We start from the raw sequence: 25,257 nt of genomic DNA, 5'->3' as shown, positions 1-25,257 counted from the left end.
TTGAGGACCCCCGCTCTCCACGGGGGTCCTCAACGGTGACGCGGATCAGCCAACGCGGTGCAGCCAGGTGACCGGCGCGCCGTCCCCGGCACGGCGGAAGGGCTCCAACGCGTCGTCCCACGCGGCGCCGAGCAGTTCGTCGACGCCGTGCGCGAAGGACTCGCCACCACGAGCGCGCAGCGCGAGCGCGCGGAGTTGGTCCTCCGACACCACGATGTCGCCGTTGGCACTGGTCCGCGCGTGCCACAGGCCCAGTACGGGGGCAAAGCAAAAACGCTCGCCGTCCACGCCGTCGCTCGCATCCTCCGTCACCTCGAACCGGAGCATCGGCCACGCCCGCAACGCGGACACGAGTCTTCCGCCCGTCCCGGCATCGCCGGTCCAAGCGCATTCGGCGCGCAACTGACTTGGCGCCGCGGGCTGCGCCGCCCACCTGAGGTCCACTCGCTCACCGAGGGTGCCCGAGATAGCCCACTCGACGTGCGGACAGACCGCAGACGGCGACGAGTGGACGTAGACCACGCCACTGGTGCTGCCACGGGTGCTCACAGCTGACCTCCGCTACTCGACGAGGGACGTCTTCCCCTACGACCTGTCGAAACGGACGATCAAGTGAATTCCCGCTGCGGCCATTCTGCCTGCTGCCGGTGCTGTCCGCCAGAAGAACCAGTGCGATCATCACCCAGGTGGGGCAGATACAGGACTTTCGACCCTAAAGTGCGTGCAGACGGCCCAAATAATGAACGATCCTGCCAAAACCCGAGATCAACGCGTGATCTACACGTGATCATCCGGCGATCAGCGGCCTCGGACCACGGAGAACACTCGTGATGGCCGCCACGCACCGCAGTGCTTGTGCCCCAAGGGGTACCCGCTCCGCGACCGGTCGGGTGGAATCCGTGATGACCATCACGGACCGTGACAGCCGTGAGCCTGTCGGCCTCCCACCCCCCTGCGGGGCTACCGTGTCCGACCGTGTGGAGTTTGGTGATCTCGTGCGGTTGATCAGGCTGGGGAGCGTTCCGACCGAGGTCGGCGCCGACGTGCGCGCGGCGTTGAGCACATGGGGTGCCGGGGACGCGGTGCTGGGCGGTGTCGCGCTGCTGGGCGTGCAGCCCCCCGGCAGCCCCAAGGCGGTGGACGCGGTCGTCGTCCTGCCCCGCGGCGTCGTCGTGGTCGTCGGCGTGGACCTGCCCGACCCCGCCGTGCGCCTGGAAGCCCCGCTCAGCGGCCAGTGGCGGATCGACGGCTGGCCACTGGTCCGCCCCGACGGTGCCGTCAGCCCCGCCGCCGAAGCCCTGGAGGCCGCGCTGGCCGTGGGCAAGCGCATCCAGGAGATGCGCGCGGAACCACTGCCCGTCACCACGGTCGTCGCCGTCGGCCCGTACGTGGGCACCGTCGTCCAGCCGACGGTCGACCTGAACCGCGGCGTGCGCGTGCTCCACCCCAAACCGACCTCGCTGCTCGCGGCCGTGCGCGAACTGGCCACCAGCGACCGCCCCTGCTCCGTGGGCCACGCGGAGAAGCTGCTGGCCGTCCTGTCCCCCACCGGCACCCCGCCCACCACCCGCGACCTGCTGGCCGAGGGCTTCGCCGACGCCATCACGAGCGACCTGGCCTCCGCCAGTACCGTGCTCATCCCGAAGCTCCCCACCGCGGGCAAGACGAAGCAGTTGGCCGCGAAAGCCCCGAAACTGCTCCCCTACGCCGCCGCCGCGCTGGTTGCGCTGCTGGCCGTGGTCGGCATCATCGTCGCCACGTCCGACGACAGCAGCCCCCGAACGGCGGCCCCCACCACGTCGGAGCCCCTCCCCACCACGGTCGTGGTGGACGGCGAGAACTTCACCCCGCGCGGCACCGGCCAGGACACCGACTGCGCCGCCCACTCCTTCGGCGACGTCAGCGCCTGGCTCTCCAAGCACCGCTGCACCGCGCTGCACCGCGCCCAGTACGAGACGAAGATCGGCGACCGCCCCGTGGGGGTGGCGGTCGCCGAGGTGGCGCTGGCCGACGCGCTCAGCGCCCAGGAACTGCACGGCGTCGTGGCGACCGCGGGCTCCGGCGGCATCACCACCCTCCTCAAGGAGGGCAAGAGCTGGCCGAACAGCCCCAGGTCCTTCGACCGGTCGGCGTTCGCCAGCACGGTCAAGAACACACGGGTGCTCCTGGCGCAGGCGGTCTGGGTGGAGGGCGACTCGACCGCCACCGACCCGGACCTGCTGAAGGCGGCGGAACGCGCGCTCCGGCTTCCCGCGAGCCAGTAGCGGGCGAAAGTTGCGACGCCGCCACCGTCACCTCAGGTGCGGGTTCTCGTCCACCTTCAGCAGCCCCACGGCGATCAGCCCGAACACCGCGTGCAGCACCATCACCACACCGGCCACGGCTCCCAGCCGCTCCGTCCCCTCGACCCCGTGCACGGCCCCGAAGGCGAACAGCCACCCCAGGACGGCGGCCCCGAACCACCCGGCCACCACTCCGCGCGGCACCAGCGCGATGGCCAGCAGGGCATCGGAACTGGCCCGCCACAGCGTGTGCAGCACGACCGGCAGCACCAGCACGGCGGGCACGTACACCACGACGGCCGGCAGCGGTGCCGCGTGCCGGAACGTCGTGGCGATCACGAAGGCGCACCAGAGAACGGCGGCACTAGCGGTGATCACCACGGCCCTGGTCACCGCTTCAGCTTAGTTAACCGCCCCGACCGGCCTAACGCGCGCACCGTTCCGTTACAGCCCGTACGCCTCCAGCAGTCGCAGCCACACCTCGCTGATCGTCGGGTACGACGGCACCGCGTGCCACAACCGGTCCACGGTCACCTCCCCCACGATCGCGATCGTCGCCGCGTGCACCATCTCCGCCACGTCGGGCCCGACGAACGTGACGCCGACGAGCGTCCGGGTGCCCTCGTCCACGACCATCCGCGCCTTGCCCCGGTACCCGTCGCCGTGCAGCGACGACCCGGCCACCGCGATGTCCACGTCCACGACCCGCACCGAGAGCCCGGCCTCGCGGGCCTGCGCCGACGTCCTCCCGACGAAGCCCACCTCGGGATCGGTGAACACCACCTGCGGCACGGCCGCGTGGTCGGCGGTGGCAACGGCGACCGACCACGGCTCCGGGTCACGGGCGTCCGCCAAGATCGCCGACCCGACCGCGCGGGCCGCGTACTTGCCCTGGTGCGTCAGCGGCGCCCGGCCGGTCACGTCGCCGCAGCCGTACAACCAGTCCACTCCGGACACCCGGCCGGTGTCGTCGACGGGCAGCGCCTTCCCGGCCTCCAGCTCGAAGGCCTCCAACCCGAGGTCACTGGTGGCGGGCACGCGCCCGGTCGCGACCAGCAGGTGCTTGCCGACGATCGACGTCCCGTCAGCCAGCTTCAGCTCGACCCCGCCCTCCACAGTGGACACCGAGGAGGTCTTCGCGCTCGCGTGGACCACCACGCCGTCCTCGCGCAGCCCGTCGGCGACGTACTCGCCGACGAAGTCCTCGAACTTGGCCAGCGGCCGGTCCTGGGAGATCACCAGGGTGACCTCCGACCCGAGCCGGGCCCACGCCTGCGCCATCTCGACGCCGACCACACCGCCGCCGAGCACGATCAGCGACTCGGGCACCTCGTGCGCGGACGTCGCCTCGCGCGAACCCCAGAACGGCACCTCGGACAACCCCGTCAGGGAGGGCAGGCGCGGCACGCTGCCCGTCGCGAGCACCACGGCGCGGCGGGCGGTCAGCACGCGGCCGTCGACGGTGACCTCGCGTTCACCGGTCACGACACCCCGGCCGCGGATCGGCACGATGCCCGCGCCCTCCGCCCACTGGACCTGGCCCGCGTCGTCCCAGTGGGAGGTGAACTCGTCGCGGCGCGCCAGCACCGCCTTGGCATCCAGCCGGTCCCCGACCGGCACCCCCGGCAGGCGCTTGGCCGCCGCGAGGGCGTGGCCGGGGCGCAGCAGCGCCTTGCTCGGCATGCACGCCCAGTAGGAGCACTCGCCGCCGAAGCGCTCCGCCTCCACCAGCGCGGTCCGCAGGCCTCCGGCGGCGGTCCGCCCCGCCGCGTTCTCGCCCACCGGGCCGCCACCGATCACGATCACGTCGAACTCGTCGCTCGTCACGGGACCAGCCCACACCACCCCGTCAACCGGGGCAAGTCAGCTCGGGTCGAGAACCTCGGCGAGCATCGTGGAGATCACCTGGTCGGCCTTGCGGAGCACGTGGAACCGGTCGTCGCCGGAGAGCTGCGAGGCCAGGGTGAACAGGCTGTCCGCGGTCTGGGCGGCCATCCGGAACGTCAGCCGCACCGGACCGTCGCCGGGCGCGCCGAACCTCTCCACGAACAGCTCCGCCAGCCGTTCGGCCATCAGCTCGTACTGGTCGACGCTGGAGTCGAGCCGGTGCCCGTCGAGCAGGTCGCTGAACCTGATGCGCCCGAAGCCGGGCACGTCGATCAGCATCCGCATGTAGACGCCCACGACCTGGCCCATGGCCTGGCGCCAGTCCTCCGACAGCGTGCCGCCCTCGAACAGGACGTCGACCTCGGCCAGGTACTGCTCCATGCCGCGCAGCGCGAGCGCGTGCACGACCGACCTCTTGTCCGGGAAGTACTGGTAGAAGGACCCGATCGGAACGCCTGCCATCTCGACGATCCGGGCGGTGGTGATGTCGTCGTAGTCCTGCTCGTTGAGCAGCGTCGAGCAGGCGTCCAGTATCGCGGTGACGGTGGCCGCGCCCCGCTGCTGGACCGGCTGCCGACGCATGACTCTGGCGAGTCGCCCTCTGGCGGGATTGTCAGACACTGCGCATCCTTAAGTGTTACGGACCGGTAGTGCTCAGCACGGGCATCGTCGAACTCGGATCGGGTCGCCGCATTTGCACCTGACCGATCGGAGATTAACTCTCGTCAGGTCGACCATGAGCCATTATCGCATTAGTCGGAGCGTCCGCACCCGTCGCCACCTGCACATGCGTGATCCAAATTGAGGGGAAACGACCCGTATCCTCATCGGACATCGCTCGTTTGAGGTGTCTTTAGTGGGGTCGGGTTATAAAGCGGAGATCACTCAATCGGCTCCTTTCGGAGGCGCGAGCGAAACCCGATCGCTATGGTCGACGCGTTACGAAACTCGAACGTCTCGCTCGAATGGGTGAGTTTGAGACGGTGACGACACCCGAAAAGCCGTCTGGGTGTGCGTCCTCAGGTGGTGGAGTCGGCCTCCGCGCGTCTGCCGCTGTCGACCCGCTGCCGCGGGACGCGCGCACGGGTCGGGTCCGGCCGCGGCGGCCTCGTCACGTACGGCCGCACCAGGCCCGCGACGAGCAGGCCGGGCGCGAGCAACGGCACCACGGCCGACAACGTCACCGCCGTCGCCCCGGCGTGCAGCACCCCGCGCGGCAGCAACGCGATCCGGTCGACCACGAACGCCCGCCGCCCCAGCAGCGACAGCAGCGCGAACACGCCGATCACGACGGCCAACGTCACCAGCGCCCGGTGCACCGCAGCCGCGTACCCGATCGCCTCCGCCGCCACCAGCACCGCCAACCACCCACCAGGCGCAGCCAACCGCCCGCGCTCGGTCGTCACAGCCCACAACCCTCCGGCCAAGAACGCGAACCCGGCCAACACCCCTTGCCGCGCCCGCACCCACTCCCCAGCCGCGTCCACCCACCCACTGGGAATCCCAGCCCAGTCCACCGGCGCCCGCAGCACCCCCAACGGCGACACGGACACCCCACCGACCTGCCCGAGGATCCAGGCGAAAGTCCAGGCCGACACCACAACGGCCACCACCACCTGCCACCGCGGTCCAGCCACCACACACCGGCACAGGCGCACGAACTCCCGACGCTGATCCCTCACCAACCCCAGAGTGCCGCGAACCCCCAGCCCGCAATACCCATTCACCCCGCTGCCCAGCCGTTACCGCTCTTCAGGGGGAGTCCGGTCACTGGCCGTGCCCTGGTGGAGGGGTGGAGGGGTGGAGGGGAATGGCCGGGGTGGTCGAGGGGAATGACGGGGGTCGAGGAGGGTGGCGGGGCCGGGGTTGGCGGGGCGAGGAGGCGGGTGAGGTGGCGGAGGGCACAGTGAACGGGCCGTTCAGGCGCCGGGTGGGGTGAGGACGGCGGGTGGGGTGGACAGGCCAGCCCAGCCGATCGAACGCTTGGCGGGACCAGGTCGCGAGTGAACGGGCCGTTCAGGCAATGAGTTGGGGTGGGAACGACAGGTGGATGGCCAGGCCGGGAAGCCGGGAGTTAAGGGCCGGACAGTTCGATCGGACGCTAAGCGGGACCAAGTCGCGGGTGAACGGGCCGTCCAGGCCATGGCCAGAGAGAGCCATGGGGGAGACCGATGGAAGGGCCGATTCGGAACCGGGACCGAGACACGGGTGAACGGGCCGTTCAAGCCATAGCTGGGTGAGAACGACAGGCGGGGTAGACGGCCGGGCTGATGGGCCAGCCAGCCGATCGGTGCTGGACAAGATCAAGAAGCCGGTGAACGGACCGACGACACCGAATCGGGGCTGCGAGGCGGCGTCTTCACACACCACCTCAACCACTCGACACCAGTTGAACGGCCCGCTCACACCACCACAGCCACTCGACACCAATTGAACGGCCCGTTCACACACCACCCCGACCGCTCGGCGCCGGAAGAACGGCCCGTTCGCGCTTCCAAACCGCTCAGTGCCCGTTGAACGGTCCGTTCACGCGCCGTCACCGCCGCTCGGCATCGAGTGACCGGCCCGTTCACTGGCCAGCACGACTCTCAAGGGTGTGTGAACGGTCCGTTCATGCGTCGGAGCGGAGGTTGGGAAGTCGATGAGCGGGCCGTCGAGTCAGGTCATGAGCGGGTGGCCAGCGTCCGTGAGCCGAAAGCGGCGTGGCTTGAAACCCCGTGGGCCGGAGACCCATGATCCGGAAGCCGCGAGCCTAGAGCCCGAAAACCGAGAGCCAGCAACCCGAAAGCCTGTAACCGGGAAGTCCGTCAACCACGCCGAACAGCTCTCACCCCACCAACACGACCGGACCGCACACCCAGCCGCACACCCCCACCCCCATCCCCATCACCCCTTCCCGCCCAACACCCTCCGAGCCGCCAAAGCCGCCCCAATGCGCTGAAGATCCACAGGCCGAGCCGGGTCCAGCCCCGTCAAAGCCACAACCCTCCGCAACCGATAATCCACCGTGTTCGGATGCAGATGCAGCCGCGCCGCAGTACGGCGCCGGTTCAGGTCCTCCGCCAAGTACAACTCCAACGTCGGCAACAGATCCGGGTTGTCCGACAGCGGGTCCAGCAGGGCCGCCAACGCGGCCGTGGCCGGTGTCACCTGGCCGAGTTGGTACTCCAGCAGCACGTCCTCCAGCCGATAAGCGCCCGGCGGCCGTCCGAGGCGCACGACGATGTCGAGCACGTCGCGTGCCTGCCGGTGGGCGGCGGGCAGGTCGGGGGTGTCGGCCAGGACGTAGGCGGCGGTGGCGTGGGCCACGGTGCCGAGGCGGTCGACCAGGGCGGTGACGGGCTGGTCGGGTGGGAGTAGGAGGACGCCGCCGTGGGCGTCCAGCAGGTGCAGGGTGGTGCGCAGTTCGTCCTGCACGCGCCTCAACGCGCGGCGCGCGGAGATCCCCTCGTCGGGGTGCCGTCCGAGGGACAGGACGACCAGCGCGTACCGATCCAGCACGCGGTCGGCGACCGGTTCGCCCGCCAGCAGGGCTCTGACCAGGGCGTGACGGGTGTCGCGTTCGTGGCCGGAGATCGTTTGGTGTTCCTCGGCGTACGCGGTCGCGACGACCGAGACGGCGGTCTGCTGGAACCGGAGCACGAGGTCGGTGGCGCTCAGCACGTCGGCCAGGTCGGACGGGGAAGCGTCGTCGAGCAGCGCGTGCCACATGGCGCGGATGCCGATGCTGTACGCGGTGAGCACGGCCCCCAGCGGTACGCCCTCGGCGGCGCGGCGGGCGGCGGAGACCGCGAGGTCGCCCAGGTCGGCCTCGGTGGGCGGGACGCCGGTGCGCAGCACCCGCTCGACGATCCGCAGGTTGGTGGCGGTGATGCGGGTGATGTCGCCGTCCAACTCCTCGCGCGGCAGCGCCTGGTAGAGCGGGATCTCCGCGACGAACCGGGCGACCAGGTCGCGGGCGATGGACCGGCCGCGCACGAGTTGTTCGTGCAGCGGACGACCGTTCACGGTGAGCTTGTGATCCGTCACAAGTACCTCGATCGGGTTTTGCGTGAACTCCCAGCGGCAAGACGCGCCGGCAGCCCACATCATGTCATCCAGGCCAGTTGGTGACACTCGGGAGATAATCATGCGCAGGCTGCTACCAGTGCTGTTGGCGGCGTTGTCGATCACGGCGGTGACCGGGACGGCGTCCGCCGCGCCCGCCTTCACCGAGTACGTCGCCCTGGGCGACTCGGCGGCGGCCGGGCCGCTGATCCCGGACCAGGACGTGCTGAACCTCGGCTGCCTGCGGTCGTCGCGGAACTGGCCGAGCGTCCTGGCGGGCAGGCTCGGCGTGGCGACGTTCCGCGACGTCACGTGCTCGGCGGCCGTCGCGGACGACTTCGAGGGCAGCCAGACGACGTTCCTCGGCGCGGTGCCGCCGCAGTTCGACGCGCTCACCCCGACCACGGACCTGGTGTCGCTGACCATCGGCGGCAACGACATCGGCCTGGTCGGCGCGGCGCTCGGCTGCGTCAACCTGCTGCCGGAACCGGTCGGCTTCTCGTGCCAGAGGAGGCTGACGGCGGGTGGCGTCGACCAGCTCGCGGTGAAGATCGACGCGTTCGGGCCGGAGTTCGCGGCGGTGCTGGACGGGATCCACGCGCGGTCGCCGCACGCCAAGATCGTGGTCGTCGGCTACGGCACGTACATCCGGCCCGGCGGGTGCTACCCGGCGCAGCCGCTGTGGGGCCGCGACTCCGACTACCTCCAGGCGAGCATCGCCCGGCTGAACGGCGTGTTCGCCGCGGCGGCCGAGGAGCACGGGGCGACGTTCGTGGACATCGCGCCGCCGAGCGTCGGGCACGACGTGTGCGCGCCGATCGCCGAGCGCTGGTTCGAGGGCCTGGTGCCGACGACGGCCGCCGCTCCCCTGCACCCGAACCAGCGCGGCATGGCGGGCATCGGCGGCTACCTCGCGGACGCCTTGTCCGACAGCGTCTCGTAGACCTGGTAGACGCCGCTGTGGTCGTCGTCGCCGAACCCGAGTGCGCACATCGCCGAGTAGAGCTGCTCGACGGTCGCCGTCACCGGTAGCGGCACGCCGACCTCGCGGCCCGCCTCGACCGCGAACACCAGGTCCTTCAACTGGTTCACCGCGCGACCGCCGGGGGCGAAGTCGTGCGAGAGCCACTTCTCCTTCTTCACGTCCAGCACCCGGCTGCCCGCGAGCCCACCCTGGAGGACCTCCACGACGACCGCCGGGTCGAGCCCGCCCTTGACGGCGAGCGCGAGCGCCTCGGACACGGCCGTGAGCGTGGCCGCGACGACGATCTGGTTGCACGCCTTGGCGAGCTGGCCCGCGCCGAGCGGCCCGAGGTGGCGGACGGTCGTGCCGAGCGCGGCGAAGTGCGGCCGCAAGCGCAGCACGTCGTCGGCGTGGCCGCCGACCATGATGCTCAACGTCGCCGCGTCCGCTCCCACGTCACCGCCGCTGACCGGGGCGTCGACCAGCCGGACGTCCGGGAGCCGGGCACCGAGCTCGCGGATCGCCGTCGGCGACACGGTGCCCATCACGACGAGCAGCGGCCGTTCGACGCCCGCGCGCTTCCAGCCCGCGAGGAGCCCGTTCTCGCCCGCGAGGACCTCGACAACGTCCGGCAGGTCCGGCAGGACCGTGAGCACGATCGGCAGCGCGGCCTCGGCCGGGGTCGCGACGGCGACCGCCCCGGCGCTCCTGGCCTCGCCGTCACGACCGGGTGTGCGGTTCCAGACGGTGACCGGGAAGCCCGCGCGGGCCAGGTTCCTGGCCATCGGCAGGCCCATGGCCCCCATGCCCAGCACGGCGATCGGATCTTGGCGCATCCAGGCATCCTGGCCTCGTCGCGCCGGGTCGGCAACGGCTGCGTCGTCCCATGACGGGTGGTTCCTATGATGGGTGACCATGAGCGTCGAGCGGCCGAGGCGGCACTCCGGTCACCCGCTGTTCGAAGGGTTGACAGCGGTGGAGCGGGACCAGTTGGCTGGGTTGTTGCCGAGGGCCTGCGCGCAGCACGAGTCGCGGCGCTGAAATGACGTTCCGGGGTGTAGATTAGATGTTCTGCGCGCGCTCCTGGGGGCAAGCAGAACTGTCAGGCCAAAAAACCTGACGACAAAAGACGGTATCGAGAAATGAGGCACGTTGTCAAGCCCCTCCGATGACCTCCGGCTCCGGGAAATCTCCTCGGAGCAGGAGTACGTGTCGATGCTGTACGGCAGGCTGGACGACCTCCGCGAGCAGAGTTCGAAGCGATTGGCGGGTGCGCTTCGGCAAACCGGTGGCACGCACCAGATGCGCTCGGAGCGGGACACCTCCGTCGCGATGTACTCGGACCAACTCGCCCAGTACAGCGCGGTGGAGAACGGTCTCTGCTTCGGCAGGCTGGACTTCCACGAAGGCGAGCGGTTCTACATCGGCCGCATCGGGTTGTTCGACGAGGACAAGGAGTACGAGCCGCTGCTGATGGACTGGCGCGCCCCCGCGGCCCGCCCGTTCTACCTGGCGACGGCGGCGTCGCCCGACGGCGTGCGCAGGCGCAGGCACATGCGCACCAAGCAGCGCACCGTCGTGGCGTACGACGACGAGGTCCTGGACATCAACTCGACCGAGCCGAGCCGCAACGAGGGCCTGACCGGTGAGGCGACGCTGCTCGCCGCGGTCAACGCGAACCGCACCGGGCAGATGAGCGACATCGTCGCGACCATCCAGGCCGAGCAGGACCGGATCATCCGCACCGAGCTGAACGGCGTCGTCGTCGTGCAGGGCGGTCCGGGCACCGGCAAGACGGCCGTCGCGCTGCACCGCGCGGCGTACCTGCTGTACACGCACCGCAGGCAGCTCGCGAAGCGCGGCGTGCTCGTGGTCGGCCCGAACGCGACGTTCCTGCGCTACATCGGCCAGGTGCTGCCGTCGCTCGGTGAGACCGGCGTGCTGCTGTCGACCGTCGGCGAGCTGTACCCCGGCCTCAACGCCGTGGGCCGCGAACCCGTCGAGGTGGCGGCGATCAAGGGCCGCCTCCAGATGGCGGACGTCATCGCGCACGCGATCAAGGACCGGCAGGAGGCGCCGGGCATGATCGAGATCCCGTTCGAGCAGGACACCCTGCGCATCGACCGGCGCGCGATCACCGAGGCCCGCGGCCGGGCCCGGCGCACCCGCAGGCCGCACAACGAGGCCAGGCGCACGTTCGTCCGCGAGATGATCTCCACGATGGCGAACCAGGCCGTGAACAAGCTGGGCAGGCACCTGCTCGACGCCGACGACATCGACGAGATCCGCCGCGAGCTGCGCGAGGACGAGAACGTGCAGCGCGCGCTGGCCCAGTTGTGGCCGACGCTCACCCCGCAGCGGCTGCTGTCCGACCTGTACTCCTCGGCCAAGCGGCTCTCCGCCGCCGCGCCGCGGATGCCCAAGGAGGAGCGGGCGCTGCTGCTGCGCCCCGCGGACGCCGAGTGGACGCCAGCCGACGTGCCGCTGCTGGACGAGGCGGCGGAGCTGCTGGGCGAGGACGACGCGGACGCCAAGGCGAAGGCGGAACGCCAGCGCAGGCAGGCGATCGACTACGCGCAGGGCGTGCTGGACATCCTCGACCTCGAGGACGACGCCGATCCCGAGATCCTGATGGCGCACGACCTGATGGACGCCTACCGGCTCGCCGAGCGGCACGGCGGCGAGACCTACGAGACCGCCGCCGAGCGCGCGGCGGCCGACCGGACGTGGACGTTCGGGCACATCATCGTCGACGAGGCGCAGGAGCTGTCGGCGATGGCGTGGCGCACGCTGATGCGCCGCTGCCCCAGCAAGTCCATGACGGTCGTGGGCGACATCGCCCAGACCGGCGACATCGCGGGCGCCACGTCGTGGGGCCAGGTCCTGTCGCCGTACGTGATGGACCGCTGGAAGCTCACCGAGCTGACCGTGAACTACCGCACGCCGTCGGAGATCATGGCCGTCGCCGCCGACGTGCTCGCGAGCGTCGACCCGGCCCTCGTGCCGCCGACGTCCGTGCGCGACAGCGGTGTCGAGCCGTGGCACGCGCGGGTCGACGACTTGGCGGCCGAGTTGCCCGCGCTGGTCGCGCGCGAGTCCGCCGAGATCGGCGAGGGCAAGCTGGCCGTCATCGTGCCGCTGGCCAGGCTGACCGAGCTGGGTGACGCCGTCACCGCCGGGGTGCCGGGCTCGGCCGTCGGCAACCAGTCGTCGGCGCTGGACTCGCGCGTCGTGGTGCTCAGCGTGGTCGACGCCAAGGGCCTGGAGTTCGACGCCGTGGTGGTGGTCGACCCCGCCGGGATCCTGGCCGAGTCGCCGCGCGGCGCGAGCGACCTGTACGTCGGGTTGACGCGGGCCACGCAGCGGCTGGGTGTCGTGCACGCGGACGACCTGCCCGAGGTGCTGAGCCGGTTGAAGGACGCGCCAGTGCCCGCGTGACGAAAATGGGCTGTCGAGGCCACCGCAGAGGGGTGGTGGCCTCGACAGCCCGACGTGGGGGCATTATAGGAACTGATGAGATCAGCAATACTGGAATCCGGTTGCGTCGACCGGAAACAATAACGTTGTCAGCGAATGACACCGTTATCACCTTCCGCCCGCCAAGCCCCGCTCCAGGGCAGGGAGCTGGGACTTCACGGTCGAACACGGTGCGTACAGCTATTACACCGTCAGAGTCATAATCAAACGCCTTTCGTCTGACAATCTAATCTTCCTCGCCACCCCGGACGTTACCGAAGAAATGTCGTAACTATCATTGAGCCAAGTGGACCAATGCATTGACCGGGTCGGACCGACGGAGCCACCGCAGAGGGTGGTGGCCCCATCCGTCACCAAGTGCGCCCCCCTGAGCGGGCTTGTCCGACCAACGAGCGGACGCCGTCGGGGATTCGGTGCGGAACGCCGTTCGGTTCGATTCGTGATGTTCGCGCGACGAGGTTGGACCGGTCGGTCTAACCGGCCAGGGCCGCCAGGAGCAAGCCCGCTTGGGCCGCGGTCAGACCGAGGGCGAGCGAGACGCCCACGTTCAGCAAAGCCTTGCCGCGGGCGCCCTTCTCCACCAGCTCCAGCGTGTCGAGGCTGAACGTCGAGTAGGTCGTGAGCGCACCGCAGAACCCCGTGCCCAGCCCGGCCAGCACGGCGCCGTCCGCGGGCAGCCCGACCAGGAACCCGAGCAGCAGCGAGCCCACGACGTTGACGAGCAGGGTCCCGCGCGGGCCGGGGAAGGCACGGCCCGCCAGGTAGCGCAGCGGCGCGCCGACAGCGGCGCCCAGCGCGACCAGCAGCGCGGTCATCGCCGCACCCGACGGGTCAGCGCGGTGCCCGCGAACACGGCGGCCAGCGCGGGCAGCAGCGTGCCGAAGAGGTAGAGCAGGGCGACCGCGGGCCGCCCGTCGGCGAGGAACCGCTGGAGGTCGACCACGTACGTGGAGAACGTGGTGTACCCGCCGAGGAACCCGGTACCGAGGAAGGCGCGCGGCACCGGCGCCTCGGTCGCGGCGGCCAGCACCCCGATGAGGAAGCAGCCCGACACGTTGACGACCAGGATCGTCCACGGACCGTGCGGGAGGACCACGCCGAGCCCGTAGCGCGCCAGCGCGCCGAGGACACCGCCGCACGCGACGGCTCCGAGGAGTCTGGGCACCGTGGTCCTCCCGAACGGTCACCCCTTCTCGGGCAGCTCCGAGGAGTGGTGGGTCACGATCATCCACTTCCCGTCGATCTTCTCGTAGACGAACGTGTAGCGGGCGTCGACGTGCGCGGTGCCGCCGTTCTTCTTCAGGGTGAATCGGCACACGCCGGAGTCGATGGCCTCCGTCGAACGCAGCACGCGCACGTACGACTTCAGCACGACGCCCAGCGGCCGTAGCTGCTGGAACTGCGCGAAGTAGTCCACGATGCCCGCGCGGTCCGTCCGGACCTCGTTCGACAACGTGGGCAGCAGCACGGCGTCCGGCGTGTACCGGTCGGCGACCAGGTGCGGGTCCCCGCTGGCGAGCGCGGCGTTCCACTCCCCGTACAGCGCGGCGATCTCCCCCACGGCAGGCCAGTAGGTGATGGTGCGGGTGGTGTCCAGCAGTTCGCTCATGGCGGTTCTCCCCGAGACCTGAGGAAGTGACTCCGTCCACTGTCGACTCGGAAAGCCCGCAGGACATCCCCTGTTCCGCGCCGGAGCACCCCAGGAAATGGGTAGGGGTGGTTTGACGGCCGCACTCGAACATGTGTTCTACTGGCCGCGTGAGGTCGCAGGACATCCCCGAGAACCCCCTGGTGACCGGAGTGATCCAGGCATACCGCTTCGCCCTCGCACCGACCCCCGAGCAGGACGACCTCCTGCGGTCGCACTGCGGCGCGCAGAGGTACGCCTACAACTGGGGGCTCGCGCTGGCCAAGGCGGTGATGGACCAACGCCAAGCAGAGACCACCTACGGCATCCCTGACACCGGGTTGACCCCGCCGCTGAACTGGTCGGCGTACAGCCTGCGGAAACTGTGGAACCACAGCAAGGACGACGTCGCGCCGTGGTGGGGTGAGAACTCCAAGGAGGCGTACTCGTCCGGCTTGGCGAACCTCGCGACGGCGCTGACCAACTGGAACGCTTCCAAGCACGGTGCCCGGCGTGGCCCCAAGATCAGGTTTCCCCGCTTCAAGGACAAGCGGCGCAGCATGTCGTGCCGGTTCACCACCGGCAGCTTCGGCCTGGCCGACAGCGACCGGCGGCACGTCAAACTGCCTCGCATCGGTGTGGTGCGCACCCACGAGTCGACCCGGAAACTGGCCCGGCACGTCGAACGCGGCACCGCCCGCATCCGCTCGGCCACCATCACCCACCACGGTGGGCGCTGGTTCTGCTCGCTGTCGGTGGAAATCCACCGCACCGATCCGGCACCGGCTCGACCCGCTTCAGCGGTCGGGGTCGACCTAGGCGTCAAGTCGCTCGCGGTGCTCTCGACCGGCGAAATCATCACCAACCCCCGCCACTTCGATCTGGCCGTGCCACGGCTTCGTCGCCTACAACGTCAAGCCGCTCGCCGCTCCGACCCCGACCGGCGGACCCGCAGGCAACCGTCACAGCGGTGGCACCGGACCAGGGCGCGTATCGCGAAACTGCACAACGCCGTGGCGAACGCACGTCGCGACAGTCTTCACAAACTCACCACCCACCTCGTGAGGACGCACGGCACGGTCGTGGTCGAGGACCTCAACGTCGCCGGAATGCTCAAGAACCGGCGGCTGGCCCGGCACGTCGCCGGGGTCGGCATGGGCGAGTTCTGCCGCCAACTCGACTACAAGACCGCCTGGACCGGCGGCACGCTGCACGTCGCGGACCGCTGGTACCCCTCCTCCAAGACCTGCTCGGCCTGTGGCGCGGTGAGGACCAAACTGCGCTTGGCCGAACGGACGTTCCACTGCGACGAGTGCCCGCTGGTGCTCGACCGCGACCTCAACGCCGCCCGCAACCTCGCCCACCTCGTGGTCGGGTTCGCGGACGGCACGTCCTCCCCGAGTTGCGGGGCGACGCGAAACGAGCCCGCTGGAAACCCACGTCAGACCCGCACCGCGCGGGCAGCGGGTATCGCCACGGGAAGCCCCGGACCTCATCCGGGGCAACGCCGCCACCGCAAGGAGACGGCCGCCTCGAGCACGGGTACCCACACCCGGTTCAGGTGACGGTGGTTTCAGCGCAGGTGGTCCACCAGGTGGTCCAGCGCGGCCAGCGCGCGCACCACGTCGGCGCGTTCGACCTCGTCCAGCTTGTCCAGCGCGTCGCCGATGCGCTTCTCGTGCGCGCTCTGCCACACCGCCAACTGGTCGTGCCCCTGCGCGGTCACGGACAGCCGGGCGACGCGGCGGTCGGTCGGGTCGCCCGCGCGGGACACGAGGCCGGACTCGATGAGTTGGCCGACGAGGCCGCTGACCGTGTTGGGGGCGAGGCGGAGTTCGGCGGCCAGGTCGCCCACCCGCATGGGCGGCCGTTCGGCCAGCGTCTGGAGCAGTTCGATCTGGGCCATGGGCAGTGATTCCCACGGCCAGTCCGACCTGATGCTCGTCCGCAGCGCCCTGCGCAACCGGGTCACCACGTCGGTGAGCGTCCGGGCCTCGTCTGACATGGGGAGGAGATTACTGACCACGATACCTCTGACTCCGATATACTCGGTAGCAGATGGATCATGCGACGCGCGGGTGGCGGTGGTTCGTCGCGGAGTCCCCCCGTCCGCGGCGGGTCGCGAGCTGGGCTGGTGCGCCGTGGCTGGTGATCGCGACGGTCTGCTTCGGCGCGTTCATGGGCCAGTTCGACGCGAGCATCGTCACGCTCGCCCTCCCCGCGCTGGCCGCGCGCTTCGACGCGCCGCCCGCCGCCGTCGAGTGGGTGTCGCTGTCCTACCTGCTGGCGCTGGTGGCGCTGCTGGCCGCCGTCGGCGGGCTGGCCGACGTGCTCGGCCGCAAGCTCGTCTACGTCTACGGGTTCGCCGTCTTCACCGCCGCCTCGGTCGCGTGCGCGCTCGCGCCGGACCTGACGACGCTGATCGTCTTCCGGGTCGTGCAGGGCCTCGGGGCCGCGATGCTCCAGGCGAACAGCGTGGCGCTGGTCGTCACGAGCGTGCCGCGCGAGCGGATGCGGACCGCGCTGGGCGTGCAGGCGGCGGCGCAGGCGCTCGGGCTGGCGCTGGGGCCGACGGTCGGCGGTGTGCTCGTGACGACGCTCGGCTGGCAGTCGGTGTTCGCGATCAACGTGCCGATCGGCGTGGTCGCGATGGTGGCGGGCCACTACCTGCTGCCGCGCACGGTCGACCGCGCCGAGCGCTCCCGGTTCGACGTGCTCGGCACGCTGCTGCTCGCCGCGACCACGACGGCCGCGCTGCTGGCGCTGTCGGGGGCGTCGGGGCTCGCCGTGCCGGTGCTGCCGCTGCTCGCCGCCGCCGTGGTCGCCGGGGTGCTGCTGTGGTGGTGGGAACGGCGGGTGGACGCGCCGCTGCTGGACCTCTCGCTGCTGCGGGCCGCGCCGATCAGCCGCGGCCTGCTCGGCGCCCTCTGCGGCTACCTGGTGCTGTTCGGGCCGCTGGTCGCGGTGCCGTTCGCGGCCACCGGGTCGCCGCTGTCGACCGGGCTGGCGCTCACCGCGCTGCCCGTCGGGTTCGCGCTCGCGGCGACGCTCGGCCAGCGGCTGCTCCCCCGCTCGTGGACCTCCGCCCGCGTGGGCGCGTGGCTGGCCGCGGTGGCGGCGCTCGTGCCCGCCGTCGCGCCCGCCGCGCTCGTGCCCGCGCTGGCGCTGCTGGGGTTCGGGCTCGGCGTGTTCACGCCCGCCAACAACGCGGCGGTCATGGCGGCGCTCCCGACGGGCCGGGCCGGGCTGGGTGGCGGGCTGGTCAACACGACCCGCGGTCTCGGCACCGCGCTCGGGATCGCGATCAGCACGTTCCTGCTGCACACCGGGGGCACCGAGGCCCTCCGGACCACGTTCGCCGCGCTGTCGGTCGCGGCAATCGCGTGCGCGTTGTCCACACCGGTACTCCGAACCGGTAGCGAGACCTACACTCGGTAGCTCCTACGGTCTTGGCCGGAGCTGGGAAGGCGCGCGGTGGAACTGGCGAACTGGGTACCGGCGGGTTCCGACACCGGTCTTCCCAGCGCGGCCCGCCTCTACGACTACCTGCTCGGCGGCGGCCACAACTTCGCCGCCGACCGCGCCCTCGCCGAGGAACTGCTGGTGGTCGAGCCGAACGCGCGGGCCATCGCCAGGCACAACCGCTCGTTCCTCCGCCGCGCCGTGCTGTACATGATCGACCAGGGCGTCCAGCAGTTCCTCGACCTCGGGTCGGGCATCCCGACCGTCGGCAACGTGCACGAGGTCGCCCGCCGCGCGGCCCCGGAGACGCGGGTGGTGTACGTCGACTTCGAGGACATCGCCGTCGCGCACAGCAGGCGGATCCTCGCCGCCGACCCGCTCGCCGCGATCGTGCAGGAGGACCTGACCGAGCCCACCGCGGTGCTCGACGCGGCGTCGCGCACCGGTCTGCTCGACCTCGCCGAACCGGTGGGGCTGCTCGCGGTGAGCGTCCTGCACTTCGTGTCGTCCACCGCCGACGCGGCGGGCGCGCTCGGCGTCTACCGGGACGCCGTCGCGAGCGGGAGCCACCTCGCGCTGTCCCACGCCACCGCGGACTTGCAGCCCGTCGAGATGGCCGGGATCGTCGAGGTGATGAAGAGGAGCGCCAACCCCGTGTTCCCGCGCTCCCACGCGGAGGTCCACGGCTTCTTCCTCGGCTTCGACGTGGTCGACCCCGGCGTCGTGCCGGTGCCGAGGTGGCGGCCGGAGAGGGCCGCCGACGACGACCCGGCGAGCGCCGGTCTCTTCGCGGGCGTCGGCCACAAGGGGTGACGTCGTCGCGGATCCGCCGAGCACGAGGAAAAGGAGCATGACACCGCAGGAGCCGCCGCCCAGGACTCGTCGGCAGGAACTCGCCCGCGAGTGGATGAAGGCCGTCTACTCCACGACGTACGTGCCGATGTCGTCCACCGAGATCGAGCTGTACCTGCTCGACCTGGTGGACGTCATCGCCGACGCCATCCAGGCCGAGCCGTTCTCCGCCGAGCCGGTCGGGGCCGTCGGCGACCGGATGGTGTCCGCCCACTTCACCGGCCTGGAGACGTTGCAGCGCACGGTGGAGGTCCTCGGTCACGCGCTGCTGTTCACCCCGGAGCTGGCGGGCGTCGACCGGCTGGCGGAGAAGGTCGTCGCGATCCTCGGCGCGCTCGCCGCGCGGTTCGCGACCGCGATGCGGCTCGACGCGTTCGACCAGCAGGAGGAGATCAAGTGGGCGCTCCTGCAGGCGAAGCAGGGCGTCGAGCGCACGCTCAAGCTGAGCGAGGCCCGGTTCCACGAGGTGTTCGGCTCCTCCGCGCTGGGCATCGCGATCACCGGGCTGGACGGCACCGTCATCGAGGCGAACGACGCCATGGCGGCGATCCTGGGCGGTGACGGCGACCTGGTCGGCGAGTCGCTGCTGGCGCGCTTCCACCCGGACGACACCCACGTGCTGACCGAGTCGTACCGCGGGGTGCGCGAGGGCGTGGTCGACCGGTTCCGCGAGCAGCACCGGCTGATCCGCTCCGACGGCGAGCCTGCGTGGGTCTACCTGGCCGTGTCGCTGCTGCGCGACGCCGACGGCGAGCCCGCGTACCACGTGACGATGGTCGAGGACGTCAGCGAACTGCACCTGATGCAGAAGAACCTGGACTTCCTGCTGCTGCACGACTCCCTCACCGGCCTGTCGAACCGGCAGCACTTCATCACCCAGCTCGAGGCCGTGCACAGCCGCTCGGAGCGCGGGATCACGCTGTACCACCTGGACCTCGACTCGTTCTCGCTGATCAACAACGGCCTGGGCCACGCGACCGGCGACCGGCTGCTCAAGCAGACGGCGCAGCGGCTGACGGCCGTCGTCGCGGGCGAGAACACCGTCGTGGCGCGCATCGGCGGCGACGAGTTCGCCATCGTGGTGGACAACTCGGCGACGACACCCGGTGTCACCACGATGATCGACATGATCAACGACGAGCTGGCCGAGCCGACGTTCGTCGACGACCGCGGCGTCGCGCTGACCGCCAGCATCGGCGTGCTGGACCGCCCGTCGCGCGACTGGACCGTCGGCGAGCTGCTGCGGGCGGCGAACATGACGCTGCACCGGGCGAAGGCCAAGGGCAAGCGGCAGTGGCTGCCCTACGACCCGCACGAGGACTCGCGGCACCGCACGTGGGCGGACGTCGCCGCGTCGATGCCCGGCGCGCTGGAGAACGGTGAGATCGAGGTCGACTTCCAGCCCGTCGTCGCGCTCGCCGACCGCACCGTCGTCGGCGTCGCCGCGCAGCTCCGCTGGGGCACGTGGGGTCACCGCCAGTGCCTCGAACTGGCGGAGGAGACCGGACTGTCGTTACCCGTCGGCCAGTGGATGCTGCGCCACGCGGGCGAGCTGGTGGCCCGGTGGCGGGAGGACGCGGAACTGGCCACCGTGCCGCTGCACGTGTCGCTGGGCCCGATGCAGTCCCGCGACGAGGACCTCGTGGGCGCGGTCAAGCGCACCCTGGACGAGACCGGGCTGCCCGTGTCCGAACTGCGGATCTCGTTGAACACCCGCGCGGTGCTCACCGGCGGTGGCGACGACAACGTGCAGGTGCTGGCCGATTCCGGCATCAGCACCGGCCTCACCGCCTTCCACGGCGGCCAGGACGAACTCGCGCTGCTGACCGAGCTGCCCATCACCTCCGTGACCATCGCGGGCGCGGACGTGCGGAGGCTGGCCGCCGAACCGGACCGGGACTCCCTGCTGCACAACGCGATGGCCGCCCTCGTCTCGGTCGTGCACCGGGCGGGCGTGACCGTGGTGGCCACCGGGGTGGCGAGCGAGGACGAGGCCGCCTGGTGGGCGGCGATCGGCGCCGACGCCGCCCAGGGCGAGTTCTTCGCCCCTCCCCTGACCGCCGACGAGGTCACCGGCCTGTTCCACCGGAACTAGAGCTGCTTCACCGCCGCCAGGAGCTTGGTCAGCGAGTCCTTCGCGTCGCCGAACAGCATCGTGGTCTTCGTGTTGTAGAGCAGTTCGTTGTCGATGCCCGCGAACCCCGGCCGCATGGAGCGCTTCATGAACACCACGGCCCGCGCGCGGTCGACGTCGAAGATCGGCATGCCGTAGATGGGGCTGGCGGGCTCGTCGCGCGCGCCGGGGTTGACGACGTCGTTGGCGCCGACGACGAGCGCGACGTCCATGCTCGTCATGCCGGGGTTGACGTCGTCCAGTTCCTTGAGCTGCTCGTAGGGCACGTCGGCCTCGGCGAGCAGGACGTTCATGTGGCCGGGCATCCGGCCCGCGACCGGGTGGATGCCGTAGCTGACGGTGATGCCGCGGCCTTCGAGCAGCGACACCAGTTCGCGGGCGGCGTGCTGGGCCTGCGCCACGGCGAGGCCGTAGCCGGGCACGATGACGATGGAGTGCGCGTACCCCAGCAGGATCGCGACGTCCTCGACGGTGCCGGAGCGGACCGTGCGCTGCTCCTCGCTGTGCGCCTGCGCGACGGTCGCGGTGAACGCCCCGAAGAGGATGTTCGCCAGCGGCCTGCCCATGGCCTGCGCCATCATCCGGGTCAGCAGCGTGCCGGACGCGCCGACGAGCGTGCCCGCGACGATCAGCAGGGTGTTCGCCAGGACGTAGCCGGACGCGGCGACCGCGAGGCCGGTGAACGCGTTGAGCAGCGAGATCGCGATCGGCACGTCCGCGCCGCCGACCGGCAGCACGAAGGCGATGCCGAGCAGCAGGCCCGCGACCGTCAACGCGACCAGCAGGGCGGTGGACGACGTGGCGAGCACGGCCACCGCGAGCCCCAGGCTCACGACGACGATCCCGATGCTCAGCACCCGTCCCGCGGGCAGCACGACCGGGCGGGTCGTCATGATCTCCTGGAGCTTGGCGAACGTGACCAGGCTGCCGGAGAAGCTGACCGCGCCGATCAGGACCGTCAGCACGGTGGCGACGCGGAACAGCAGCTCGCCGCCGTCGTGGAACTCGGCCAGCGCCACCAGTGCCGCCGCCGCGCCGCCGACCCCGTTGAACAGCGCCACCATCTGCGGGATGGCGGTCATCTTCACCGAGCGCGCCGCGGGGACGCCGACGACCGTGCCCAGCACGATCGCCAGCAGGATCCACAGTCCGTTGTGGACGGCGCCGTGCAGGAACGCCGTGACGACGGCGAGCGCCATGCCCGCCGCGCCGAGGAGGTTGCCCGCGCGGGCGAAGCGGGGCGTGCTCAACCCCTTGAGCGCCAGCAGGAAGCACAGCGCGGCGACGAGGTAGGCCAACTGGACGCTCATCGCTTGTGCCCCTTGAACATCTCCAGCATCCGGTCGGTGACCACGAAGCCGCCGACGACGTTGACGGTCGCGAGGAACACCGCGAGCAGGCCGAGCACCACCTGGACGCCGCTCTCGGCGGCACCGGTGATGAGGATGGCGCCGACGAGGATCACGCCGTGGATGGCGTTGGCGCCCGACATCAGCGGCGTGTGCAGGATCGTGGAGACCTTCGAGACCACCTCGAACCCCACGAACGCGGCGAGCACGAAGATCGTCAGCAGGTCGATCACAGCAGCCCCCTGGTCGGCTCGTGCCGCACCTCGCCCGCGTGCGTCAGGCAGCACCCGGAGAGCACCTCGTCGGTCAGGTCCGGCTCCACGACGCCGTCCTTCGCCATCATCATCAGCAGGTTGGCGACGTTGCGCGCGTAGAGCTTGCTGGCGTGCACCGGCATCCCGCTCGGCATGTTGCGCGCGCCGTGCACGAGCACCTCGCCGACCCAGACCTCCTCACCCGGCACGGAGCCCGCGCAGTTGCCGCCCGACTCGGCCGCGAGGTCGACGACCACCGAACCGGGCGCCATCGCCTTGAGCATGTCGGTGGTGACGAGCACCGGGGCCGCCCGGCCGGGGACGGCGGCGGTCGTGATCACCACGTCGGAGGCGGCGACCCGCTCCGCGATCAGCTCCCGCTGGCGTTCCAGGAAGGTCTCCGACTGCTCGGCCGCGTACACGCCGGACTGCGCCTCCAGCGGCAGCTCCACGAACCGCGCGCCGAGGCTGCGCACCTCCTCGGCCGCCGCCGCGCGCACGTCGTACGCCTCCACGACGGCCCCGAGCCTGCGGGCGGTCGCGATGGCCTGCAACCCGGCCACGCCCGCGCCGAGCACGAGCACCTTCGCGGGCGGCACCGTGCCCGCCGCCGTGGTGAACATGGGCAGGAACCGCGGCAGCCGTTCGGCGGCCACGAGCACCGCCCGGTACCCCGCCACGAGCGCCTGCGACGACAGGGCGTCCGCGCCCTGCGCCCGCGTCACGCGCGGCAGCAGGTCGAGGCTGAACGAGGTCACGCCGCGGTCGGCCAGCACCCGCACCAGGTCGAGCTCGTTCGACGGCGACAGGAGGCTGATCGTCACGTCGCCTTGGCGCAGCTTCCGCGCCTGGGCGATCTCCAGTGGTTGGACGGACAGGACGACTTCCACTTCGCCGACCGGATCGTGCCCGACGACCTGCGCGCCCGCCGCCCGGTACGCCGCGTCGGCGGCGTGCGCGTGCGTGCCCGCACCAGATTGGACGTCCACGGCAAGACCCGCGCCGAGCAGGGTGCGCACCGTGTCCGGAACGCACGCCACCCGGCGCTCGGCGGGCCGCGTCTCCGCGGGAATGCCGACTCTCACACCTGGTCACACTAGACACCTGAAGGTGATCTAGGCCACAGATCACCTTTAACCGTGATCGCCGTACGCCCGTACGGGTTAGTCGTCCCGGCGGACCCGTGAGGTGGGGAGGCTGTTATTTTCGCGCCTCCAAGTCCTGGGGGGATTTCCATGCGCGTTCCGCGCTGCCTGTTCACCGCCGCCCTGATCACGGTCCTCGCGGGCTGCTCGGGCGGCACCACCGCCGCACCGCCGAGCGCGTCGTCCGCCGCGCCGACCACCACGACCTCCGCCGCACCGCCCACGGTGGAGCAGATGCCGCCGGAGGAGGCCGACGCCGGGCTCCGCCGGGGCATGATCACCGAGGCCCGGCTCGGCGAACTGGGCTACACCACCGCGGAACCGTTCACCATCAGCAGGAAGCCCAGCCACGTCGTCAGCACCTGCGGCGGCGAGACGGAGGTCAACGACCGCGTCTACGGCTGGGCGCTGGCGAAGTACACCCGCGCGGGCGTCGCGCTCACCACGCAGGTGTCGCACTTCGAGCTGATGACCGCCGGGGAGGCGCTGGAGCAGGTGCGCGCGCTGGCGACGTGCCCCGGTTACCAGCAGCCCGACGGCAGGGCGCTGACGATGCACTACGACGTGACCGTGCCGCCGGTGGCGGGCGTCGACGGCGAGCTGTCCTACTGCGCCGAGGCGGAGGGCGGCGTGGGCTTCTGCCACCTCCTGCTGACCCACCAGAGCTTCCTCAGCGCCACCACGGTGGTCGCCCCCTCCCGCGCCGCCGCTCTCGGCCTGCTGGGCGAACTGGCCCCCGAGCTGGGGGCCGCGATCATCACGGCCTAGCTGTCACGCCCGGCGCACCTCGGCGGCGATCCAGTCCAGCACCGGGACCCGCGACGGCGACCACCCCAGCGCGCGGGCCCGGTCGGCCCGCACGCGGACGTTGGACGACATGGTGAACGTCGCCGCGCCCTCGCCCCACAGCTCGGCGGCGGCGGCGAACTCCAGCGGGCGCGGCGGCGCCTCCTGGCCGAGGGCCCGACCGATGGCCGCGGCGAGGTCCGCGAACGACGCCTCGCCGTCCTCCGCGAACAGGAACGTGCCCGCCTCGCCCTTTTCCACCACCAGGACGTACAGGTCGGCCAGGTCCGCGACGTGGACGGCCGACCACACGTTGAGGCCCTCGCCGACGTGGCCGGGCACGCCGTCGCGGCGGGCCAGCTCGACGAGCTGCGGCACCTGGTAGCTGTCGCGGCGCAGGCCGAGGCCGTGACCGTAGATGAGCGTGGGGCACACCACGACCGTGCGGATCCCGCGCCCGGCCGCGGCGAGGATCGAGCGGTCGAGCGCGGCGCGCGCGGCCTTCTCCGGCTCGGGCGTGAACTCGTCGTCGTCGGACAGCACCGGACCGGCCGCCGCGGCTCCCCTGGCCTGGTCCGCGACAACACCCGCGCCGCTGGTCTGCACGTACGCCTTCCCGCTGCCCGCCAACGCGTCCAGGAACACGGCCACCGACGCGGCGTGGTCGGAACTGGCCGCGTTCACGACGACGTCGGCGGCACGGGCCTGCTCGGCGAGCAGGTCGGCGTCGTCGAGCGTGCCGAACACCGGCTCGACGCCGAGCTCGCGCAGGGCCGGACCCGCGTCGGTGGACCGGGCCAAGCCGACGACCCGGTGCCCGGCGGCGAGCAGCGCGGTCGCGATCGAGCCGCCGACGTACCCGGTGGCCCCGGTGAGGAAGACCTTCATACCGCCACGCTAGCGGCAGTCGGATCGCCGCGAACGCGATCCCGAGGGGTGGTCCGCCCCGGCAGGGGGACGGCGTCGCGGCGCGTGGAGGTGCCGCGTCCAG

Annotated in this window: 24 protein-coding genes; 9 read left to right on the top strand and 15 right to left on the bottom strand. The window is 71.2% G+C overall.

What is annotated here, in order from left to right:
• Positions 1-45 precede the first annotated feature (45 nt).
• Entirely contained in the window at positions 46-549 is a 504-nt protein-coding gene (locus NZH93_RS06230) for a DUF3145 domain-containing protein (protein ID WP_259621941.1), read from the bottom strand.
• A 446-nt stretch (positions 550-995) separates the two neighbouring features.
• Between NZH93_RS06230 and NZH93_RS06225 the strand changes: the two genes are divergently transcribed.
• Entirely contained in the window at positions 996-2,264 is a 1,269-nt protein-coding gene (locus NZH93_RS06225; protein WP_259621940.1) for a hypothetical protein, read from the top strand.
• 27 nt (positions 2,265-2,291) lie between these two features.
• On the opposite strand, the gene NZH93_RS06220 is transcribed toward NZH93_RS06225, so the two are convergent.
• From NZH93_RS06220 to NZH93_RS06200, 5 genes are all read right to left on the bottom strand, one after another.
• The gene (locus NZH93_RS06220) at positions 2,292-2,675 is read right to left on the bottom strand and encodes a hypothetical protein (RefSeq protein WP_259621939.1); all 384 of its coding nucleotides are present in this window, start codon (positions 2,673-2,675) and stop codon (positions 2,292-2,294) included.
• A gap of 51 nt (positions 2,676-2,726) precedes the next feature.
• The gene (locus tag NZH93_RS06215) at positions 2,727-4,109 is read right to left on the bottom strand and encodes a dihydrolipoyl dehydrogenase family protein (protein WP_259621938.1); all 1,383 of its coding nucleotides are present in this window, start codon (positions 4,107-4,109) and stop codon (positions 2,727-2,729) included.
• A gap of 36 nt (positions 4,110-4,145) precedes the next feature.
• Positions 4,146-4,751, bottom strand: coding sequence for a TetR/AcrR family transcriptional regulator (locus tag NZH93_RS06210; protein ID WP_259621937.1), 606 nt, complete (start codon positions 4,749-4,751; stop codon positions 4,146-4,148).
• Positions 4,752-5,188: 437 nt separating this feature from the next.
• The gene (locus NZH93_RS06205) at positions 5,189-5,806 is read right to left on the bottom strand and encodes a hypothetical protein (RefSeq protein ID WP_259621936.1); all 618 of its coding nucleotides are present in this window, start codon (positions 5,804-5,806) and stop codon (positions 5,189-5,191) included.
• A 1,249-nt stretch (positions 5,807-7,055) separates the two neighbouring features.
• The gene (locus NZH93_RS06200) at positions 7,056-8,177 is read right to left on the bottom strand and encodes a PucR family transcriptional regulator (protein ID WP_259621935.1); all 1,122 of its coding nucleotides are present in this window, start codon (positions 8,175-8,177) and stop codon (positions 7,056-7,058) included.
• A gap of 121 nt (positions 8,178-8,298) precedes the next feature.
• Here NZH93_RS06200 and NZH93_RS06195 point away from each other — a divergent pair, with 121 nt between their 5' ends.
• Entirely contained in the window at positions 8,299-9,159 is an 861-nt protein-coding gene (locus NZH93_RS06195; RefSeq protein WP_259621934.1) for an SGNH/GDSL hydrolase family protein, read from the top strand.
• On the opposite strand, the gene NZH93_RS06190 is transcribed toward NZH93_RS06195, so the two are convergent.
• A complete protein-coding gene (locus tag NZH93_RS06190) occupies positions 9,123-10,016 on the bottom strand; it encodes an NAD(P)-dependent oxidoreductase (RefSeq protein WP_259621933.1) in 894 nt (297 codons plus the stop codon). The genes NZH93_RS06195 and NZH93_RS06190 overlap by 37 nt on opposite strands.
• Positions 10,017-10,095: 79 nt before the next feature.
• Between NZH93_RS06190 and NZH93_RS06185 the strand changes: the two genes are divergently transcribed.
• Together NZH93_RS06185 and NZH93_RS06180 are read left to right on the top strand one after the other, a co-directional pair.
• Positions 10,096-10,221, top strand: coding sequence for a hypothetical protein (locus tag NZH93_RS06185; RefSeq protein ID WP_259621932.1), 126 nt, complete (start codon positions 10,096-10,098; stop codon positions 10,219-10,221).
• 111 nt (positions 10,222-10,332) lie between these two features.
• Positions 10,333-12,618, top strand: coding sequence for a HelD family protein (locus tag NZH93_RS06180; RefSeq protein WP_259621931.1), 2,286 nt, complete (start codon positions 10,333-10,335; stop codon positions 12,616-12,618).
• A gap of 512 nt (positions 12,619-13,130) precedes the next feature.
• Here NZH93_RS06180 and NZH93_RS06175 read toward each other — a convergent pair.
• From NZH93_RS06175 to NZH93_RS06165, 3 genes are read right to left on the bottom strand one after another with little or no spacing between them, the layout of a single operon-like run.
• Complete coding sequence (locus NZH93_RS06175) at positions 13,131-13,472, bottom strand: fluoride efflux transporter FluC (RefSeq protein ID WP_259621930.1); 342 nt, start codon at positions 13,470-13,472, stop codon at positions 13,131-13,133.
• Entirely contained in the window at positions 13,469-13,822 is a 354-nt protein-coding gene (locus tag NZH93_RS06170; protein ID WP_259621929.1) for a fluoride efflux transporter FluC, read from the bottom strand. Before NZH93_RS06170 ends, NZH93_RS06175 begins: the two co-directional genes overlap by 4 nt.
• A gap of 18 nt (positions 13,823-13,840) precedes the next feature.
• Positions 13,841-14,266, bottom strand: a complete 426-nt coding sequence (locus tag NZH93_RS06165; protein WP_259621928.1) for an SgcJ/EcaC family oxidoreductase — start codon at positions 14,264-14,266, stop codon at positions 13,841-13,843.
• 149 nt (positions 14,267-14,415) lie between these two features.
• On the opposite strand from NZH93_RS06165, the gene tnpB reads away from it, so the two are divergent.
• A complete protein-coding gene (gene tnpB, locus NZH93_RS06160) occupies positions 14,416-15,849 on the top strand; it encodes an IS607 family element RNA-guided endonuclease TnpB (RefSeq protein ID WP_259621927.1) in 1,434 nt (477 codons plus the stop codon).
• A gap of 8 nt (positions 15,850-15,857) precedes the next feature.
• Here tnpB and NZH93_RS06155 read toward each other — a convergent pair whose 3' ends face one another.
• Positions 15,858-16,289, bottom strand: a complete 432-nt coding sequence (locus tag NZH93_RS06155; protein WP_259621926.1) for a MarR family winged helix-turn-helix transcriptional regulator — start codon at positions 16,287-16,289, stop codon at positions 15,858-15,860.
• A gap of 53 nt (positions 16,290-16,342) precedes the next feature.
• Between NZH93_RS06155 and NZH93_RS06150 the strand changes: the two genes are divergently transcribed.
• The 3 genes from NZH93_RS06150 to NZH93_RS06140 are packed head-to-tail and all read left to right on the top strand — an operon-like array spanning position 16,343 to position 20,693.
• Positions 16,343-17,722 (top strand): MFS transporter, encoded by a 1,380-nt coding sequence (locus tag NZH93_RS06150; RefSeq protein WP_259621925.1) that lies wholly within the window; start codon positions 16,343-16,345, stop codon positions 17,720-17,722.
• Between the two features lie 36 nt (positions 17,723-17,758).
• The gene (locus NZH93_RS06145; protein ID WP_259621924.1) at positions 17,759-18,559 is read left to right on the top strand and encodes an SAM-dependent methyltransferase; all 801 of its coding nucleotides are present in this window, start codon (positions 17,759-17,761) and stop codon (positions 18,557-18,559) included.
• Positions 18,560-18,596: 37 nt separating this feature from the next.
• Positions 18,597-20,693 (top strand): putative bifunctional diguanylate cyclase/phosphodiesterase, encoded by a 2,097-nt coding sequence (locus NZH93_RS06140; protein ID WP_259621923.1) that lies wholly within the window; start codon positions 18,597-18,599, stop codon positions 20,691-20,693.
• Here the strand turns inward: NZH93_RS06140 and NZH93_RS06135 are convergent.
• From NZH93_RS06135 to NZH93_RS06125, 3 genes are read right to left on the bottom strand one after another with little or no spacing between them, the layout of a single operon-like run.
• The gene (locus NZH93_RS06135) at positions 20,690-22,042 is read right to left on the bottom strand and encodes an NAD(P)(+) transhydrogenase (Re/Si-specific) subunit beta (RefSeq protein WP_259621922.1); all 1,353 of its coding nucleotides are present in this window, start codon (positions 22,040-22,042) and stop codon (positions 20,690-20,692) included. The genes NZH93_RS06140 and NZH93_RS06135 overlap by 4 nt on opposite strands.
• Positions 22,039-22,314, bottom strand: coding sequence for an NAD(P) transhydrogenase subunit alpha part 2 (locus NZH93_RS06130; RefSeq protein ID WP_259621921.1), 276 nt, complete (start codon positions 22,312-22,314; stop codon positions 22,039-22,041). Before NZH93_RS06130 ends, NZH93_RS06135 begins: the two co-directional genes overlap by 4 nt.
• On the bottom strand, positions 22,311-23,420 hold the full coding sequence (locus NZH93_RS06125) for an NAD(P) transhydrogenase subunit alpha (RefSeq protein WP_259621920.1): 1,110 nt from the start codon (positions 23,418-23,420) through the stop codon (positions 22,311-22,313). Before NZH93_RS06125 ends, NZH93_RS06130 begins: the two co-directional genes overlap by 4 nt.
• Before the next feature lie 150 nt (positions 23,421-23,570).
• On the opposite strand from NZH93_RS06125, the gene NZH93_RS06120 reads away from it, so the two are divergent.
• Positions 23,571-24,248 (top strand): hypothetical protein, encoded by a 678-nt coding sequence (locus tag NZH93_RS06120; RefSeq protein WP_259621919.1) that lies wholly within the window; start codon positions 23,571-23,573, stop codon positions 24,246-24,248.
• 3 nt (positions 24,249-24,251) lie between these two features.
• On the opposite strand, the gene NZH93_RS06115 is transcribed toward NZH93_RS06120, so the two are convergent.
• Positions 24,252-25,154, bottom strand: coding sequence for an NAD-dependent epimerase/dehydratase family protein (locus tag NZH93_RS06115; RefSeq protein WP_259621918.1), 903 nt, complete (start codon positions 25,152-25,154; stop codon positions 24,252-24,254).
• Positions 25,155-25,257 lie beyond the last annotated feature (103 nt).

The organism is Umezawaea endophytica (genome assembly GCF_025061645.1).
Taxonomy (GTDB): Bacteria; Actinomycetota; Actinomycetes; order Mycobacteriales; family Pseudonocardiaceae; genus Umezawaea; species Umezawaea endophytica.
This window is presented reverse-complemented; position numbering and strand designations above follow the sequence as displayed.